This is a genomic window from Methylothermaceae bacteria B42 (assembly GCA_001566965.1).
Lineage (GTDB): Bacteria > Pseudomonadota > Gammaproteobacteria > Methylococcales > Methylothermaceae > Methylohalobius.
The window spans coordinates 319,444-338,458 of record LSNW01000032.1 but is presented as its reverse complement, the minus strand read 5'-3'; the positions used below and the strand labels follow the sequence as shown (position 1 = coordinate 338,458).

General features: G+C 50.1%; 14 protein-coding genes. 5 read left to right on the top strand and 9 right to left on the bottom strand.

Annotation, left to right across the window (positions count from 1 at the left end):
* The gene (locus AXA67_12800; GenBank protein KXJ39920.1) at positions 1-1,071 is read left to right on the top strand and encodes a hypothetical protein; all 1,071 of its coding nucleotides are present in this window, start codon (positions 1-3) and stop codon (positions 1,069-1,071) included.
* On the opposite strand, the gene AXA67_12795 is transcribed toward AXA67_12800, so the two are convergent.
* Genes AXA67_12795 through AXA67_12780 form a run of 4 tightly spaced genes read right to left on the bottom strand, consistent with a single transcriptional unit; the run spans position 1,047 to position 8,955 of the window.
* On the bottom strand, positions 1,047-3,503 hold the full coding sequence (locus AXA67_12795; GenBank protein KXJ39919.1) for a hypothetical protein: 2,457 nt from the start codon (positions 3,501-3,503) through the stop codon (positions 1,047-1,049). The genes AXA67_12800 and AXA67_12795 overlap by 25 nt on opposite strands.
* A complete protein-coding gene (locus AXA67_12790; protein ID KXJ39918.1) occupies positions 3,500-4,531 on the bottom strand; it encodes a hypothetical protein in 1,032 nt (343 codons plus the stop codon). Before AXA67_12790 ends, AXA67_12795 begins: the two co-directional genes overlap by 4 nt.
* The gene (locus tag AXA67_12785; protein ID KXJ39917.1) at positions 4,521-6,767 is read right to left on the bottom strand and encodes a hypothetical protein; all 2,247 of its coding nucleotides are present in this window, start codon (positions 6,765-6,767) and stop codon (positions 4,521-4,523) included. The genes AXA67_12790 and AXA67_12785 overlap by 11 nt, the downstream gene beginning before the upstream one ends.
* A 28-nt stretch (positions 6,768-6,795) precedes the next feature.
* Positions 6,796-8,955: a hypothetical protein gene (locus tag AXA67_12780; GenBank protein ID KXJ39916.1), complete on the bottom strand. Its 2,160-nt coding sequence runs from the start codon at positions 8,953-8,955 to the stop codon at positions 6,796-6,798.
* 24 nt (positions 8,956-8,979) lie between these two features.
* Here AXA67_12780 and AXA67_12775 point away from each other — a divergent pair, with 24 nt between their 5' ends.
* The gene (locus AXA67_12775; GenBank protein ID KXJ39915.1) at positions 8,980-10,086 is read left to right on the top strand and encodes a hypothetical protein; all 1,107 of its coding nucleotides are present in this window, start codon (positions 8,980-8,982) and stop codon (positions 10,084-10,086) included.
* Here AXA67_12775 and AXA67_12770 read toward each other — a convergent pair.
* Both AXA67_12770 and AXA67_12765 read right to left on the bottom strand, forming a co-directional pair.
* Positions 10,072-10,833 (bottom strand): hypothetical protein, encoded by a 762-nt coding sequence (locus tag AXA67_12770; GenBank protein ID KXJ39914.1) that lies wholly within the window; start codon positions 10,831-10,833, stop codon positions 10,072-10,074. The genes AXA67_12775 and AXA67_12770 overlap by 15 nt on opposite strands.
* Before the next feature lie 352 nt (positions 10,834-11,185).
* A complete protein-coding gene (locus tag AXA67_12765) occupies positions 11,186-12,079 on the bottom strand; it encodes a hypothetical protein (protein ID KXJ39913.1) in 894 nt (297 codons plus the stop codon).
* Positions 12,080-12,200: 121 nt separating this feature from the next.
* On the opposite strand from AXA67_12765, the gene AXA67_12760 reads away from it, so the two are divergent.
* Entirely contained in the window at positions 12,201-12,941 is a 741-nt protein-coding gene (locus tag AXA67_12760; GenBank protein KXJ39912.1) for a hypothetical protein, read from the top strand.
* Here AXA67_12760 and AXA67_12755 read toward each other — a convergent pair.
* Positions 12,931-13,695 carry an ABC transporter permease gene (locus AXA67_12755; GenBank protein KXJ39911.1) on the bottom strand — a complete coding sequence of 255 codons (765 nt, stop codon included), beginning with the start codon at positions 13,693-13,695 and terminating at the stop codon, positions 12,931-12,933. The two genes, AXA67_12760 and AXA67_12755, sit on opposite strands and share 11 nt — an antisense overlap.
* The gene (locus tag AXA67_12750; protein KXJ39910.1) at positions 13,695-14,624 is read right to left on the bottom strand and encodes an ABC transporter; all 930 of its coding nucleotides are present in this window, start codon (positions 14,622-14,624) and stop codon (positions 13,695-13,697) included. The genes AXA67_12755 and AXA67_12750 overlap by 1 nt, the downstream gene beginning before the upstream one ends.
* Before the next feature lie 316 nt (positions 14,625-14,940).
* Here AXA67_12750 and AXA67_12745 point away from each other — a divergent pair, with 316 nt between their 5' ends.
* Complete coding sequence (locus tag AXA67_12745; protein ID KXJ39909.1) at positions 14,941-16,320, top strand: serine endoprotease DegQ; 1,380 nt, start codon at positions 14,941-14,943, stop codon at positions 16,318-16,320.
* A gap of 194 nt (positions 16,321-16,514) precedes the next feature.
* Here the strand turns inward: AXA67_12745 and AXA67_12740 are convergent, their stop codons facing one another.
* Entirely contained in the window at positions 16,515-18,236 is a 1,722-nt protein-coding gene (locus tag AXA67_12740; GenBank protein KXJ39908.1) for a DNA polymerase III, read from the bottom strand.
* Between the two features lie 78 nt (positions 18,237-18,314).
* On the opposite strand from AXA67_12740, the gene AXA67_12735 reads away from it, so the two are divergent.
* Positions 18,315-19,001, top strand: coding sequence for a DNA repair protein (locus AXA67_12735; GenBank protein ID KXJ39907.1), 687 nt, complete (start codon positions 18,315-18,317; stop codon positions 18,999-19,001).
* The last annotated feature ends 14 nt before the right edge of the window (positions 19,002-19,015 follow it).

The following is a 19,015-nucleotide window of genomic DNA, read 5'->3' as shown; positions in this document are numbered from 1 at the left end:
ATGAAAAACATTTCAGCGGTTTTGTTGGCGGGAATGGGCTTGCTTGCGCCCATCACGTCACAGGCCATCGCAATCACCCTGGAAGAAGCCGGGGATTTTAATGTCCTGGTTTTTGGCGATATGGATCATCACTATTCGGATATCGAAGGGGCGCTGGCGGTTGGCGGAAATTTGACCCTTTCCCATTATGGCATTGCCAGGCAATTGGGGGACAGCGCTAACCATAAAGATACGCTTATTGTCGGGGGAGATCTGAATTTTAGCCATGGCCGTATTTACCATGGCAACGCCCGCAGCGGCGGCATTGCTGTGATAGATAACGTCGGATTTTATGATGACGATCCGAATCACCCCAATGGCGATTATATACCCGGAAATCCTTTGAATTTCGGTCAAATGGAAAATGAGATAAAGCAAAAGTCCCTTCAATGGGACGCGCTTGAGGAAAACGGAGAGCTTCGCCAGGCGTGTTTTCAATCAGGTTGTGATTTGATTCTGGAAGGTAACCAACCGCTCAATATTTTCACGCTTGAATCTTCCTTGTTCGATACCCTCCAAGGTTTCTACCTCGATGTTCCCTTGGACGCGACAATCCTCATCAATGTCGCAGGAAACCTAGCCGATATAAGCGATTTTGCCTTTTTCCGGAAAATTGGCACCGATTTTGAGCGTATTCCTGATAATTTGCCTGAAAAGTCGTCTCGCCATGACGGCAGTCTAACCCAAGACATATTGTTTAATTTTTACGAGGCAGAAACGCTCAAACTCCACGAGATTGGCATGAAGGGCAGCATTCTTGCCCCATGGGCGGATATTGCTTTCTACAACGGCCATTTAGATGGCAATTTGATCGGCGCCAGCTTACGTGGCCATCCCGAGTCGGACAAATGCGCAGATACCTCCATCCCGGACCATTTGCGTTTTTGCGCAGGGCAAACCAATTGGTATCCATTTGAACCCTTGACGCCCAGTACGCCTTTGACGCCCATTCCAGAGCCGCCATTGCTGCTTTTGACCGGGATTTTTATGATTGGCCTGGCGCGGCGTTATTCAAAAGCGCCGAATAAATAATTGGGGATATCGCTGCTGAACACCGCTTGCCGGGGCGCCAGTAGATATCGAACATAAAGCCCAGCGCCCAGTTCTTCCCAATCCATGGTTTTGCGGGCAAAAAAACCGCCGCCTATCATGAGTTGAGGCTGGACCAGCCACAAGCCTTTGATTTCCAGATCGGGTGCGAAATTACTTTCCCGGTTGCTGGCATATTCAATTTTTTTATTGGCTTCGCAAAAGTCATCCCGCAGTCTGCCAAAGCATCCCAACGGCAACCAAGGCGAAGGCTTTTCATGGAAATATTGGAAGCCCAGATTGAGCCGGCCCTTGACGATGAAGCGTTGGCCTTCCGATGTCAGGAAATTCAGTCCCAACCCTTGATTATAGAAGTATTGGGGGCTGAAATACCCCCCATGACCCGGGGTAAAATGATTAAGATTGTGGCGATAGTGCTGAAAACTGAAATAAGGTCCGATCACAAAGTAGTCAAAGTGCTCGAATGGAAACTGGTAGCCCAAAGAAGCGCTATATTCCACCGCCCAATTATCCCGCACCCGACGGCCATCGAGAAACTGCCAATCCAGCGATTGAGACAAGCCCCAATGGTCGGAAAAACGGTAAAACACCGACCCTTTCAGGCCCAGTCGAACCACTCTGCCCCATTTAATCCCGCTGCGCTGTTCTTCCAAGCCAGTAAAAGCCAGCAACGACTGCTGGACCGGCTTGGCATAAGCCTCCACATTCCAACTGCCCCAGGATTGTTGTTGCACCACGCCCAGATTAAAGGTGGGAAGGGGAGCAATAACGGAATTGATTGGGGTCAGGCCAAAACGGCTATAAAGATTCAGCCATCCCTGTTGCTCGTAAGTCAAGCGCAGGGTTTGCGCTTCAATATGGTGACGGGGGCTCAAGCAATCCGCCACGGAATTAAATCCCTGGCAAAAGCTATTTTCGAAAGCTTGCTGAAGCTGCCGGGTAGGGAAGAGGCTCCCGGCGGATTTGGCGTTCAAGCGCTTGCTTTCCAAATCCATGCCGCCAACCAGCAGGGTCAAACGGTGCCTGCCCTGGGTAAAAGACCCTTGGAAAGCCGGGGCAATCAGAGTATGCAGCCGGTCCAGCCCCCGTTTACCGGAGCGGAAACGATACATGCCGAAGGTTTCAAACCCGGGGGATTGGATGTTTTTCAATTTGGGAAATTGCTCCGGGGCGATATCGTGGGCCGCGAGAAATTGCTTTCTTTGGGCCAGGCGGGAAACCCGATAGCTGGTCAGGGTACGGATGACTATGGGATCACCAGCATATTGTTGTTCCACCCGTTTAATGGTTGACTCTTGTCCCGCTTTATCCAAGCTCAGAATCCAGGCTTGAGCGTATTTTTGTGTTTGATTTTGGCGATACAGGTCTTCGAAACGTTGAGCCGCGCTCAGATAACGGGATTGCTGAAAATCAAGCCAGGCCAAAAGTTCTTCTGTTTTTTCATCGGCGGTTTCACCCAGGCGCGCCGCTTCATAGGCTAAAACACGGCTCTTATCATAGTTTCCTTGGCGGAACTGTGCCCAGGCATTTTCCAACAACAATATACGGGCCAGATTCCTCATGGGTTGATAACGGTGAGAGTATCGTTTTGCCAGGGTCAGGGCTGGTTCTTTTTCCCCAAGGGCATATAAGGTTAGCGCCAAGCCAAAGGCCAAATCACTATCTTGCGGGTGCCAGCCTAGTCCTTTTTTAAACCAATACCGTGCGGTGTGGTAATGTTCCTGGTTGAAGTAAAACCAACCCAGGGATTTGGCCATGGCGATATCCTGTTTTTCCAGGATTTGTGGATGAATTTTTTCCACGGTTTTGGTGATGGTTTCCGGCGGCGACTGTTTCAACTGTTCCAGTAGCAAATTGCGGTAGTACTGATAGCGCAGAGCTTCTACGTCTGTGGCGGGTAAAATCTTGCCTGCATCGGCCAGCAGGTTTTCATAAGTCTCGGGATTGGACAAATGGGCGGCTGCTTTTTGCAGGGTTGTGATTTTCAACTTGCGATCACCGCACTGTAGTGCGCGGCGATAAAGGTTGACGGCCCGGTCTATTCGATTGGCGAGGACAAAAACCTGCGCCGACTCCCACAACACATCAATGGCATCGCAATTTAGGGCCGTAGGATAACGTTCACCCAGGGCCAGAGCCTCTTTGATCCGCTGTTGCCTGAACAAACGCCGTAATTGTTGTTGACGGCGCGTGATTGGATCTACGGCAGCCGAGCGCTTTAAGGGTTGCAGAAGATGGGGGGGAGGGGACCAGCCTGGATATTGCGTGCGGTATTCTTCTATGGCCTTTTTCAAAAGACGATGTTTTTTGGCATGAAAAAGCTGCCACAAGATTCTTTCATCCGGTCCTTTACCCGCATCACCCCAGGCAGGCAGCAGGAAAATCAAAGTAAGCAGGAATGCCAGCCGCTTCATGTCCGTCCATGCATCAAGGCCAGCCGGGATAATAGGGTCAGGCTGGCGGAATAGTAATTATCGTCCTTGGAAGCGGAAGGCAACCGCCACCACTGGTGCTTGATTTGTTTCCGAATCAAGGCATGGATTGCCTTAAAGCCGGGCGGAGCATCGTAGGAATCCATGCAATTGTTCCGTAGATTGGTCCACGCCGGCATGAAATCATCGGTATGGTTCCAAAAGGCCAGATAAGGCTCAAACAGATCGGCTTCCTGGTAACCCGCCCAGAGTAAATATAATGGGATGCGTACGGCGTTATAACCGAACACCGGTGGATGGTGGTCGGGCAACACCGGTTTGTCTTTTAAACCCAGCCAATCCGGCGGCAGTTGCCAGCGGCCAAAGCGGGCTTCCTCCAACAATTGCAGGCCGCTTTCTGTCAACTGCCGCCAAACGGGGTCCGGATCTTCTTCGGAAAATCTTTTTAAAGCCGGGAAAACCCAATAGGACAAATTAATGGTGAGCACCGAATCGTGTTCGAATCCTTGCTCGCCCGGCAGCAATACCGGCTGGTGACGCCACTGGCGGATCAGTCGGGCCTTGATATCACTCAAAATCAGCATTGCCTGTTGTTTTAAAGAAGGCGCTGATGGCCAGCGACCGGCCCCCTCCAGTAGCGCCCAGGCAATCAATATATCCCCGTCCGTGGCATTGTTGCGGTCTTCCTGCGCCACCGGAACCTTTGGCCGGCGGCGCCACATAAACAAATGGTCGCGGCGGACTTGAAGGTTGCTCCGGGTCCACTGCCAGATTTTTTCAAAAGTTTGCTTGTCATCCATGGCGACAGCCAACAACATGCCAAACCCTTGTCCCTCGGAATGGGAAACATTGCCATTGCCGGTATCTATCACCCGCCCGTCGGAAGTGATAAAACGGCTTTTATACCCTTGCCATTGGGAAGCCGAAATTCCCGGCGGCGTGCAACCGGCAAGCCCTAGTCCAAAGATGAGAAAAAACACAACCCACCTGAGGAAAAAATCAAGGCGCAATCTCATTGGCATCGGGATGACGGCGGTGTTTGAAGCGGGCCAGCAACCGGTGGGTAAGCCAGGCAAACAGCAGTAAAATACCGACCATGGCCAACAACCACTGCCAGGGATGGCGATTGAAATGATAACCCATCGCCCGGGTGGGGCTTATCTTGCCCACATAAAATGCTTTGCCGCTTTCTTGCCAGGCCAATTTGGGCGCTTTTGGGATCCACACGGCCAAATCGCCTTTCAATTGTCCCCACATTTCCGGTTGGGTCAAACGATAAGCGGATTTAGCCAAATTTTCAGAAGTTTTGGCCAAAAATGCGGTTATCAATCGTTTAGGGTGGTCCGGGGATTGAAATGCGGTGACCAAACCGTATTGGCCACTATCACCAGTGTGGGTCATTTGCGCCGCATAGGGAGTTACTTTCGGTTTTGGGGTGCTTTCTGGGGATAGGAACCGCCGCCACCAAGATTGCTTTGGCGGTTCATAACCTTTCCATAAAGCATAAGGCCAACGAGTGCCTTGCGGCGTCTTGCCAATTGGGGCCTTTTTGAGTAAATCATTAGGGATCTCATTGGACTGGCCAAAAATCAGGCGATGACGGTCTTCGGCGGCAGGGGTTGTGACGAATGCCGTATTCCAGAGCGGCACTTGATTGATCTGGGCCAGTTTCCCCATGACCAACCAGGCGGCAATTGCCGTGGAAGGTTTGTCATCCAGTAATTGCACGGCCATATCAGAACCATCGGCAGGTTGGGTATAGGGAAAACCCGTGCGGGAAAACAAGGCCAAATTAGGCAGGGCGGTGTAGTGATCCGCATCGGGCAAAGTCAAAGTGGAATCGTCAAACAAGGTGACATTGAGATTATCCAGGTTGATATAGGTACACTCCCCCGTAATCAATGGTGCCAATATGGGCCGGAATGTGATGCGGTTGGGGCCTGGCGAAAAGTTGCGCATGGGCAGAACAATTTGGTAATCACGATAGTGGGCGCCGCTTTCTTCGTTGAGCTGGATGGTGTCTTGAAGGACATCATTGATACGCACTTCCAGAACTGAATCGCGGCGCATCCCCCCGCTATATGCCAGGTGCAGGCTAAAAGTCGCGCTGGCATGCTCGGAAGCGTAGAAGTCCGGTGGCAGCTTTACCACCATTTCCGCCGGTTTGGGTTGCATGCTGGCATTAAATGAAGTGGTTGGAAGGCCCAATTGGGCAAAAGAATAAGTGGCGTCTGTTTTGACCAGCGGTGGGTTTGCCCGGGCCATGGAGGGTAGATCCAATGAATGGATGACCGTACTTTGGGTATCGGGGAATGGATAGTTCAACAGCGCAAAGGCCTGGGCGGCCTGGGTGACTTCCTGATCGTTATTGCCGCTGATCACCAATAAAAGACGCTCGGATTGACCTGGCTGCGCCATGATATGTAAATAAGGCCCTTGAATAGCGCCATGCACATTCTCTGGCAGCCACAGCTGTAGCTCATTTTTGGTGCCAATGAGAATGGCATCGTGGCTAAGTGAGGCGAAATCCAATCCCGCCGGCCCCGATTCGGAAGCCGGGCGCAAGGGAGGCGGGGAAAAATAAAGTTTCGGTGTGCGGTAATTCAGCCGCAGCGCGATCCCTTGGGTTGCCAATGCTCCCCACTGCAGGGATTGGGTAGTGATTTTGGGCATCAGGATTTGCAATGGAAATTCGAGTAAATGCTCGTCAAAAAGATCTTCCAATTGAGCCAGGGTGGGCTTGAGCATTTTGGGAGAGGCTTCCAAAATAAATTTGGAACGCAGGCTGTCAATCTCGCTCCACAATTCGGGCGAATCGGGGGCTTCGCATTGTTGGTCGGTGTAATGTTGGGCGACGGAAAATTCGATCCGGTTGTATCCAGGGGTAAGCAATTCCGGCGGAAATTCCATAGTCTCCAGTTGCCGCGGACTTTTGGGATTCAGCACAAATTGGCCGATGGTAATCCCGTTGACGCGAACTCGAAGTTGAGACCGGGACGGCACCAATACATTCGAATGACGAAAATCCAAAACCAAGCGGGATTTGTCAATCCGGTGGCGGGCGGAAACCGGCAAGCTGAGCTCATAAAAATCTTCCACGCCATGAAGCTGAATCGCCTCGGGCCGGGTCATGATTTTTGCCAAGGGAATTTCCAGAATTTTTGCTTGCAGAGATTGACAGGGAAATACAAGACTAAAGCATAAAATCCCGAAAATCTGACAGTAAAACAATTTTATTCTTTTCATAATATTTCCTTATTCTTGGTTTCAAAGCTTAACCAAATTCAGTGGAATTTCGATAAAAGAGCAGCGTTTTTAGATGAAACCAGGCATGGTAAAAACCGTTTTTTATTAATATACGGAAACTGGCCAAAATACCAAAGTCTCTGTCACGATTTTTCAGGAGCTGCTGCCACCTTTCGCTAGAACCATGGACCAGCAAAACCAGATTTCTGTATTCTTCTTGATTATCAGTGACAAACCTTAAACCTATCCGGGTAAATCCGTCCATCTCTCCCTGATTGGCAACGGCCACTCGGATAATGAAGGTTTCATTATCGATGGGATGATGTAACTTCAAGTGAATATCTCCAGACAGTTCCCGCAATATCGATTCCGCGATCAAAATACTGATGCCACCTACGGAAAGATCGCGTATCTTGACCGGGATTTCATCCCGGTTTTGTAAAATTAACATTGCAGAAATGTCACCGGCCGGTAATCTAGGGGAGATTCTTCTTTGCCGTCTTTCGTAAAGTGCTCCCAGACTGGTCATGATGATGATGCCATTGAAAATAGCCCAAGCCAGAGTAATCAAGACCAAAGTCCGTTGTTCCGGCAGGGTATTAAACTTGTAAATTCCAAGGAAAATAGCCAAGGTATTCACCAAAATTAATAAGTAAAAGGGTTTTGCCAGTGGGGAAATGGTGTCATTTTGTACGTTTTCAATTTTTGGTGTGACTTTAAAACTGGGAGAAATGGGGTTTTTCAGTACGTTGATAATTGCAGGCAATAGGAATAAAGACTGCATGGATTCGTAAATATCAGACACCATGAACCATCTTACCCGGCCAAACAAATAATGATTGAGCAATATCAAGGCCATCAAATAGGGAACGGCGTAACTAAGGATTTCCTCCCCATTGGCATCGTAGATTTTCAGCCCGAAATACAGAAAGAATAATGGGGAAATCAAAAATACCACCCGGGCAAAGGGAAACAGCCAAAAAACCATATTCGAGGCGTAACCCAATCTTTGCCAAGGTTTCAATCCTTTCAAAGTTAGTGGGTTACGGGATAGCAATAGCTGCAGCATACCTTGCGCCCAGCGGACTCTTTGAGCGACAAAACTGGTAAAAGTCTCTGGCTGCAGCCCGGATATCAATGGGGTTAAAATATACTTGGATTGCCAGCCCTGGCTATGGAGTAACAGAGCGGTTTCGGCGTCTTCGGTGACGGTTTTGCCTGAAAATCCGCCACAATCGCGCAGGGCATCCATACGGAGCAGGGCCGCAGAGCCGCAAAAAAATGAAGCCTCCCAAAAATCCAGGCCGGCCTGGATTGCCTCATAAAACATGTGGTTCTCGGAAGGGATTTGGTAAGAGAATTCAAGATTTTTTTCCAGGGGATCGGGATTGATAAAAAAATGTGGCGTTTGCAGCAAAAAAAGCTTGCTGTTTTCAATAAAGAAACCGACTGTTTTTTGCAAAAAATCCACGGTTGGTACGTGATCGGAATCGAGCACCAATATCAAATCTTGACGGATTTCAGGAAGAATGGCGTTTAAGTTTCCAGCCTTGGCTTGGGCATTTTCCTGACGAGTATGATATTTAACCCCTAAATCGTGGCATAATTGAAATAATTCATCATACCGTTGCCAGGCCTGGTTGGCTGTGGTGGGATCTGATGAATTCCTTTTTTCTCGGGTTGCGCCGTCATCTAGTAGATACACTTGAAATTTGTGTTTGGGATAATCCATGGCCAAAGCGGCGGTGAGGGTGACTTTGAGCAGCTCTTGCGGTTCGTTCAATGTGGGTATCAAAACGGCTACCGAGGGCCATTGGTTTTGGTCCGAAGGCAGGGGAGGCGGGTCGCGGGAAATGGGCCGGGCGTTGACAAAACTGCTCAGGAAAAACAATCCCATGCCATAAACTTCGGCAGCAAATAGTAATATCGCGGCTGAAAAACTTGGGAAATCATCATAATTCAGGGTGCTGGTCACTCTCCAAACCCCGTACCTGAGTACTAAAAAGGCGCATATTGACAGGAACAACACCCTTAAATAGCCCAAGCGGGGCGCTAGGCGCAGCAATAACAGGAGCACTACCAAAAACGTAGCGAGTAGCAATTGGATATGGTTGTCCACCTGGATAGCGGCAACAAACGCTAAAACCAGACAGGAAAGAAACCATAAACCAATCGCCAGTTTTTTCATTGTTTTTATTACCTTAGGAACCGAATGAGCGATTTTATTGTTATCGGTGGCGGCATCAGTGGACTGCTGATTGCGAGAGAATTGGCCAGCCATGGCGCTGAAGTCACCATTTTGGAGCAGGGCCGAATAGGTCAGGAAGCCTCTTGGGCAGGCGGCGGCATTTTGTCCCCCCTTTATCCCTGGCGGCAACCGTCTCCCATCAACGCGTTATGCCATTGGAGCCAACAACAATATCCCCTCCTTTCACAGCAACTACAACAAACGACTAATATTGATCCTCAGTGGAGCCGTTGCGGTATGTTGTGGCTGTCATTGCCAGATTTGAATGATGCGCTTTCATGGTGCCGAAACACGGCAACGAATGCAACCGTTTTATCCGGAAAGCAAGTGAGTAGTATTCAAACGGGATTGGAAGACCAATCCGGGACACATTTATGGCTGCCAGACATCGCCCAGATCCGCAATCCCCGGCTGTTAAAAGCACTCCGGCAAGATTTGCAGTTGAGGAAAGTCCAAGTGTTTGAACAATCTCCGGTGATGGATTGGGAAATGTCTGAAGATCAAGCCACCGCCGTCAAAACGGCCCAACGCGCCTTTTCAGCGGAAAATTTTATTGTCACGGCGGGGGCTTGGTCCGCCCGGTTTAAAATGAACGATTTCTGGCAACCGGCGATTCATCCGGTAAAGGGCCAGATGCTGTTATTCAAAAGCAGGCCTGGCCTGCTCCAAACGATGGTGCAAGCTGGCGAGCATTATTTGATTCCTAGGCTTGACGGCAGAATTTTGGCCGGGAGCACGGTGGAGGAATCAGGTTATGATAAACGCCCGACGGCATCTGGTTACCGGCGTCTCTATCAATTTGCCGTGACCACCTTGCCAGCCTTGAAAGATTATCCCGTCGAACTTCATTGGGCGGGCATACGGCCGGGATCTCCCGATGGCATCCCTTATATAGGACCTCATCCGCAAATCACAAACCTTTTTTATAATTGCGGCCATTTTCGCAATGGGGTGGTCATGGGGCTGGCAGCGGCCCAGTTACTTGCCGATATCATTCTTGAAAGACCGCCCATTACTGATCCCGAGCCATTCCTGCCTTGTCATCGCAACTCGTTGTCAAACACTGGATGACAAAGCGTTACGAAACCGCTTTTTGACCGCTTCTAAAATGGCTGCGACTTCCTCGGCTTTCATCTCCCGGATGTCAGCGATTTCTTCTTCGCTCAAGCCGCCATTCACCTTGAGTTCTAGGATAATCCGGCTCATTGGGGGAAGGCTTTGGTATGCCTGGGCTAAAAGCTGCCGGGTCTTTATATCTTTGACCTTGCTTTTTTCCAGTGCTAAAAAATCCAATAAATCCGTTTCAAAACCTTCTTCCAGGAGAAATAATTTGGGACGATAAGCTTCCTGTTGATATTCGATGTCATCAAACACCTCTTCGGGATAGAAAGTTTCTTCCAAACTTTTCACTTCTTCCCGCACAATCTCGTGGATTGACACTTTCCGTTCTTGCCATTGCGCTTCTTCTTTTAGAATCTTTTCCAAACGCTGGTCCGCCAATTTAAAAAGTCGAATTTTGAGCTGCTTTGGGTCGAGATCCTCTCGGCTGAAATTTTCGAATACTTCTAAATAGATCTCATCGGCAATGTCACTGGGAAAATACATTCTCTGGGGAATCAGTCCTGAAAATTCCGCATAGCGGAGCCGTGCCGTGATATAAAGCTTGAGTTGCGGTAAAAACTCAGCCAGGACATCATTGAAAGCCTGCTGGTTTTGATCTTGGTGATGGATTTTCAGATTATTCAAGTTGAGCGCCATGATTGCCATACTCCTTTTTTTGTGATTGTTCAATGGTGCATTATGGGGATAGCCAACCATAACTCCAAGTGGCGTTGGCAATACTATGACACATAACTTCGTATAATATATATTATGTTAAATTATAATTATTCCCCCTGGAGTACTTCATAAATTGGTAAGTCTCTTCACTGCGCCTAGTTGTTCAACTTTGAAAAAGCCCGCCTTACCCTCTTACGTCCTATCAAGTTAAGCACCGATGTTACGCACTGTCATTTCGAGCCCTGTCTCGAACGAAATGAGAGAACTTGCGAGAAATCTTGCAGCCGCCCCAAAATGGATGCTGATGTGTCAAGATTTCTCCCTCCGGTCGAAATGAAAGCCAAGGATTGCGCAAGTCTACACCTATCTGCCGGTACCTGCGTAACATTAGTTAAGCACTGGAATTTTGGCTTTCATCTTGCTGGTCTTCTGAGACGACTGGTTGATTCAAAGACTTCAGATAACGGTGACCACGGATGGAAGGCAAAAAAGGTTCTGGTTCAATTTTGAAGTCCCCTCGAGGTTTTCTTTTTTTTCTGTCGTCTGGAAAAGACGCATGATGTTTAGGCAGACTTTCTCCCGGATTCAAAGGAACCAGAATAGCCAAGGCAGCGCTTATCATCTTGCGGGTAATCCGTTTTTCTTCCATCTGTCTTTGAATCCAACAAAGATTGGCCTTGATGTGTGGCTTAAGGTCCTGAACAATAGCGATAAATTCATCTTTTGGCAGCGCTTCCAGTGCTTGAAACTGCTGTTGGTAGCCATAGGATGGATTGTCACCTGCCGCTTCAACCAGCCGCCGGTAAGCTTCTTGGCGGGAAATTCTTTTGATGGAACGGGTCGCTCCCCACGTAAAGCGAATGGATTCCGGTTTTTTCAAAATGATTGGAATATGCCGATAGATCTGTTTGAAATGGACTCTCGGGTAACCGTGTTGCTTCATTACCCGATGCGCGCCCTGCTTTTCTAGTTTATTCATGGCAATCACCGCCTGTTTAAACTGATCCTTGGCTTGATTCAACTCAGCCGCCAGCCAAAGGGTTTGCGGTGAGGCGCCTATGATGCCAGGGCAAATATCCGTTTCCCTGCCATCCCTGTCATCGGTGAACTCCAAGAGTTCTAAAACGTTAACAAACTGCCTTCTCGCCTCTGCTCCCATCAATTCTTTTCTGTTAGTGTCAAAGACCCAGGCGGCAATGTTTTTATCTTGTTCAATTTGTTTGGTTAATTGGGTTAACGCTGTTAGAAGTCTGTTAAATTTTAGGGTTAAATTTGATTGTGACATTTTGATTGTAAACTTAGATAACGGTATAAATATTATGAAAATAACATATTGGGTAAATCTTTACCATTTGCCATATTTAATATTGGGTATAATTTGACCTATGACAAACTTTTCTTCGCCAATGCAAGCAGCACCTCAAACAAATCAATACCTGGAAGTCACCTGCAACAATTGTGGGTTTAATACCATTTGCTTTCCCCGCGGTTTGACGCAAGAAGAAGTCACCAAATTGGATAATGCGGTTCAACGCCGCAAGGTTTTGCACAAGGGTGACTATTTGTTTCGGGCGGGCGATCCTTTCCACGGACTCATTGCGGTCAAATCCGGGTGTGCCAAACTTTCGTATCAAGACGAGTGCGGCAATGAGCATATTCTCTCGTTGTTGCTTCCTGGGGAACTGCTCGGGTTTGACGGTTTTTCCGGCAAAACCTATCGTTGTACGGCTCAGGCACTGGATACTTTGAGTTATTGTGAACTGCCGGCTTCCCAAATCACTCAACTTTGCTTGCGTATCCCGCCTTTATTCAAGGAAATTTTGCGCCACGCTGGCGATGCTTTGGAAATACAGCGGGAACAACTGGTTTTCATCAAAAAAACAGCGGAAGAAAGAGTATCTTCTTTTTTAATGGATCTCTCCAGCCGCTACGGTTACCGGGGATTTTCCACCCGCGAATTCTCAATCGGCTTTACCCGGCAAGAGTTGGGGAATTATTTGGATCTCGCTTTGGCTACTGTCAGCCGCACCCTCAAACAATTCGAAAAAGAAGGCTGGATCAGGCTTCGCGGAAAAAAAGTCACCATTTTGGATATGGACAGCCTCAGGCAGCTGTCCTGCTGCGGGAAAAAGTCCGCTAATGTTTGATTCCTACCCCTTTCCATAGAAAAAACAGCCCCGACAGTCCCAAAGTTAAGATCAATCCCCCTACCATCAAAAAGGCGGTGGTCAGATTGACATCGGCGACGCCTAAAAACCCGAAACGAAAGGCATTGACCATATACAGAATAGGATTGGCCAAGGAGGCGCTGTGCCAAGGTTCCGGCAGCAAGGTAATGGAATAAAAAACGCCGCCCAGGTACACTAGCGGGGTAAGCACAAAGTTGGGAATGATGGAAATATCGTCAAAACTATTGGCGAAAACCGCGTTGATAAAACCGCCCAGGGCAAAAAGAACCGACGTTGACAAGGCTACCGCAATCGCCAATTCGGGATGGGCAATTTTCAGATCAGTAAAAAACGCCGCGATGCCTGTCACGATAGCGCCTACCAGCAATCCCCGGGTCACGCCGCCGGTGATATAACCGGATAAAATCACCCACGCCGGCATCGGCGCGATTAGCATCTCTTCAATGTGGCGCTGAAATTTAGCGGAATAGAAGGAAGACACTACATTGGCATAGGAATGATTGATGACCGCCATCAAAATGATACCGGGAACGATGTAATCGATATAGGGAATACCCGCCATGGGACCGATACGCGGCCCCATCAGCGCGCCAAAGATCAAAAAATACAGGGACGTAGTCACCAATGGCGGTAACAGGGTTTGCGGCCAAATCCGCATAAAGCGGTGGATTTCCTTGCCGGCCAAAGTACGATAAGCAGTCCAGTATCCCATCAGGCAGCCTGTTTCCGTTTGCCTTGTTGTACCCGTTGGAAAAACAACTGTTCCAGCCGGTTGCTTCGAGGGCGGATATTAGCCACTTCGACCCCGGCCCGGGATAAGGCTTCAAACAACCGGTTCAATCCCAAGGCCTTGGGCACCAAAACCTCCAATACTTTGGGTTCCCCCAATTGGATCTCGTACCCGGGGACTTCCGGCGCCTCGGTCAGGGGACGGCGCAGATCCAAATAAAAAGCGTTGGTATCGAGCTTGTCCAGCAAATCCACCATGGAGGTGGACTCGATGATCGCGCCATGATCAATAATGGCCACATTGCGGCACAGTTGTTCTGCTTCCTCCAGATAATGAGTCGTCAGGATAATTGTCGTGCCTTGCTGATTGATCCGGCGCAAAAATTCCCACATGGAATAACGGATTTCAATGTCCACCCCTGCGGTGGGTTCGTCGAGAATCAACAACCTAGGAGAATGCACCAAGGCCCGGGCAATCATCAAGCGCCGTTTCATGCCCCCGGACAGACGCCTTGAGACCTGATTGCGCCGGTCCCACAATTCCAATTGTTTTAACACCTTCTCCACTTGGGGACGGGCCCGGCGTCTTGGGATGCCGTAGTAACCTGCTTGATTCAATACAATCTGGCCCACGGTTTCAAATTGATTGAAATTGATTTCCTGCGGCACCAACCCGATACAGCGCTTGGCCTGAGCCGTTTCCCGGTCCAAATCGTGGTCAAATATCCAGACCTTGCCCGCGGTTTTATTCACTAGTGACGTGATGATGCCGATGGTAGTGGACTTACCCGCGCCGTTTGGCCCCAACAAGGCGAAGAAATCCCCCGCCTGCACCGCCAGATTGATGCCACGCAGTGCTTCAAATCCATTGTCATAGATTTTTTTCAGGTCTTTTAAAATTAATGCTTGCATGACGTTCAAACTGTCAGGGCTCCATCATCTATTGATGCCGGCGGAGCAGGTGGTCTGCTTCGAAAAACGCCGTGAATACCTCCCTGTAGGCTCCACGCCGGCCTCCATGCCGGCGAGGCTTTCGAAAATCAGACCACCTGCCCCTTCAATCAATCCTTCACGTGTTTAGATGATGTGACCCTGTTCAAACTGTTTTACCGCTGGAAACAAACGAACTATTGTAGCAAAATACCGTCGCTATCTACTTGAGTACGCTGTAAAACATCCCCATATTTATGGGACCGGAAAATTTCAATTTAATTTAGGGAAAGCGATGATGAAATCCATATTGAGAGGCTTTGTTTTTATTCTCCCGTTGTTGGGACTGGTCTCCACCAGCCACGCCGGGATTATTCCTTGGTTCAAAGGGGACAACAATCAAGAGGTCCCCACCCTGGCGCCCATGCTGAAAAACGTTCTGCCGGCGGTGGTTAATATCGCCACCTCGGGTAAAGTGGTGATCCAGGATAACCCTTTGCTCAATGATCCTTTTTTCCGGCATTTCTTCCGTAATATGCCGCCCATTCCCCGGGAACGGCGCACCCAAAGCATCGGTTCCGGCGTGATTGTGGATGAGGACAATGGCTATATTCTCACTAACCATCACGTGGTGAAAAACGCCGATAAGATCTTTGTCACCTTAAAGGACAAGCGGCGCTTAAAAGCCAAATTGGTAGGTTCAGATCCTGAAACCGACATCGCGGTATTGCAAGTGGAAAAAGACAATTTGACCGAAATCCCACTCGGCAATTCCGACCAATTGCAAGTGGGGGATTTCGTGGTCGCCATCGGGAATCCCTTTGGTCTGGGCCAGACTGTAACCTCTGGCATTGTCAGTGCCTTGGGACGCACGGGACTGGGGATTGAAGGTTACGAAAACTTCATCCAAACCGATGCTTCCATCAATCCCGGCAACTCCGGAGGCGCGTTGGTGGACTTGCGCGGCCAGTTGATTGGCATCAATACCGCTATTGTCGGCCCCAGCGGTGGTAATGTAGGCATCGGCTTTGCCATCCCCATCAATATGGCCAAGGAAATCATGGAGCAGATAATTGAGCATGGCGGCGTCAAACGGGGGCTGCTGGGCGTCCAGGTGCAAGATATCACCCCGGAGCTAGCCAAGGCCATGGGCTTGAAGACCACCCAAGGCGCATTGGTTTCCGGCGTCACCAAAGGTAGCGCCGCGGACAAAGCAGGGATTAAACCTGGCGATGTCATCATTCGTTTTGACGGCAAGAAGGTGAAAAACTCCGCCACCTTGCGCAACATGGTGGGCCTCAAGCGGATTGGTGAAAAAGCGGAAATCGAACTTGTCCGCGATGGCGAAACCCTCAAATTAACCGCCAAAATTGGCCAACCGGTAGCAGAAGGCGCCGTGGCTGGTGAAATTCCCCTGCTGGAAGGGGCCACCTTCTCGGAAATCGTCCCCGAACATCCGCTCTACGGCCGGGTGGAAGGCATTATGGTGGCTGACGTGCAGATGGGAAGCCCCGCCTGGCAGGCAGGTTTGCGGGAAGGCGACGTGATTTTGTCAGTCAACCGCAGGCCGGTGAAATCAGTTGCCGAATTCTTCCAGGTGGCCGGCAAATCCCCCAACCGCTTGCTGCTCAGGATACAGCGGGGCAACTTCGCCTTGTTCCTGGTGGTTGAGAAATAACCATGAAAAATAGGAGGGTGTCGCAAAAGGCGCCAGCTTCTGCGATGCAGGGATGCATCGCCATTTTCGATGGCCATAAGCCATTGAAAATGGAGGAATCGGAAAATCGCACTTTTCCGATTCCGAGTCGCAAAAGTCCAAGGATGGACTTTTGCGACAGCCTCAATAGGGGAGCGGGAATCCCCGCCCCTCCCCTATTGCCTTCTTATCAGCTTCAAAAGCTCTGCCAGCGGCCGGGTATTGAGAATATCCTCCGGCCCCAACCACCCCCGCCGGGCCTGGGCCACGCCATAATTCATCAGTTTCAGCCCCACCGCGCTGTGGGCATCGGTGGAAATCGCCAACTTCAATCCAATTTCCCTGGCCATGAGGCATCCTTCGTCATTTAAATCCAGACGTTCGGGCTGGGCGTTGATTTCCAGAAAGCAGTCCCGCTCCTTGGCGCCTTGCATGATTTTTTCCATATCCACCGGATAAGGATCCCGTTTATGTATCAACCGCCCGCTGGGGTGGGCGAGGATATTGAAATACGGATTATCCATCGCCTTGAGAATACGCTCGGTTTGTTTTTGTTTGGATAGATTGAACTTATGATGCACGGAACAAACGGTCAGATCCAAATCTTTCAACACACTGTCGGCCAAATCCAGACTGCCATCTTCCAAAATATCCACTTCAATGGCCTTGAGAATTCGAATCCCCCGCAGAGACTCGTTCAGACGGTCGATCACTTCCATCTGTTGGCGCAAACGCCTTTCATCCAAGCCCTTGGCCACCGTCAGCCGCTTGGAGTGATCGGTAATGGCTAGATACTCATATCCCAGCGCTTGAGCGGCCTGGGCCATTTCTTCCAGGGAATTTTGACCGTCGGTTTCCTTAGTGTGGCAATGCAGGTCACCGCGGATTTGTTCCACAGTCACAAGCTCCGGCAGCTCACCGGCCACGGCGGCTTCCACCTCGCCCCGCCCTTCCCGCAATTCAGGCACGATTAGGGGCAATCCCAAACTCTGATAGACTTCCTCCTCGGTTTTACCGGCCATGCGCTGTTCTCCGCGGAAAACACCATACTCGTTGATCTTTAAGCCTTGCTTGACCGCCATGGTGCGCACGGCGATGTTATGGGCCTTGGAACCGGTAAAATATTGCAGCGCCGCGCCGAAGCTTGCATCGGCCACTACCCGCAAATCCACTTGCAGGCCGTTTTTGAGGCGCACGCTGGAGCGAGTCGGCCCTTGGGAGAATATTTCATCAATCCGCTCGTAAGACACAAACCTTTCCATGACAGGGGAATCCCCTTGCACTGTCACCAAGATATCCAGGTCCCCCACGGTCTCCTTCCAGCGCCGGTAACTGCCGGCTACCACAATCTTGTCCACGCCCTTGGCGCCGCGTAAATACTCGATGATGGCGCGGGCAATCCCTGCCGCTTCAAAGTGAAGAAAGCGCTGCTCGCCAATCACGGGACGCTGAATATGCTTGAGTATCAGCGCCTCGGTCTTGGGACCGAATCCCGGCAATTGACGGATTTTCCCCTGCCGCGCCGCCCGCTCGAGATCCTCCAGGGATTTGATGTTCAATTGCTCAAACAAAGCCTTGACCCGCTTCGGCCCCAGCCCTTCGATTTTCAGCAGGGTCAATAAAGTTTTCGGGGTCCTTGCCAAAACTTCTTCCAACTGAGGCAACTTTCCGGTGGTAATAATCGTCTTAATCTTTTCTGCAATGGCTTGCCCAATCCCCGGCAACTGGGTCAAATCTTCGCCGGCGGCCACCATATCGGCCAAACTCCGGGGCTGGCCTCGGATATTGCGGGCGGCATTGCGATAGGCCCGAACCCGGTAAGGATTTTCCCCTTCGATATCGAGCAGATCGGCAAGCTGGTCAAAAATATCGGCGATTTCGCTGTTACTAATAGCCATGGTGCTGTCAGACTCAGTTCATACTTTACTTTGTTACAATACGCATTACTTAATCGAGTTGCCAGTGTATTCCGCGCTATGAAATTACCCATGAAACACCGCCGTCGCCTTACCCTCACCCAGCGTCTGGGACGATTTGTGGGTGGCCGCTTCAAGCGCATGTATTACCAATTGGCCGAATCCACCAGCGGCAGTCACAAGCGAGACTTTCTGGTAGCCCGGGTGGAAGACGCGCGCGGCAGCCTGGAAGAAACCCGGGATCAGTTTCAAACCACCCTGGAAAAATTCTCCGCATTGGTGGAATTTGACGGCGGCGGCTTGCTTTTATATTACAAACAATTGAAACGCGAGTTCGATCTCAGCGAGCAAAAAGCCCAGGCAGTCCGCGACCATATCGACGCCATTGAGGATCTGGCCATCGCCCTGTTTCACGAATGGGAACAGGAGTTGGAGCAATATACCAACCGCTCCCTGCGTGGCAAAAGCCGGCAAAAACTCAAACGCACCCAACGCCATTACAAAACCTTGATGACCGCCATGCGCCGGGCGGAAAGCAAGATCGATCCGGTGCTCAATGCCTTCCGGGACCAGGTGCTTTACTTGAAGCACAACCTCAACGCCCAGGCCATCGCCGCCTTGCAGCACGAACTGGTTCACGTGACGATGGATATCGCCGGCATGATTGAAGTGATGGACAAATCCATCGCCCAGGCCGAACAATTCATGCGCACTCTGGAACATCCCCCTGCCCTGCCCGCCGAATAACCACACCACACGAT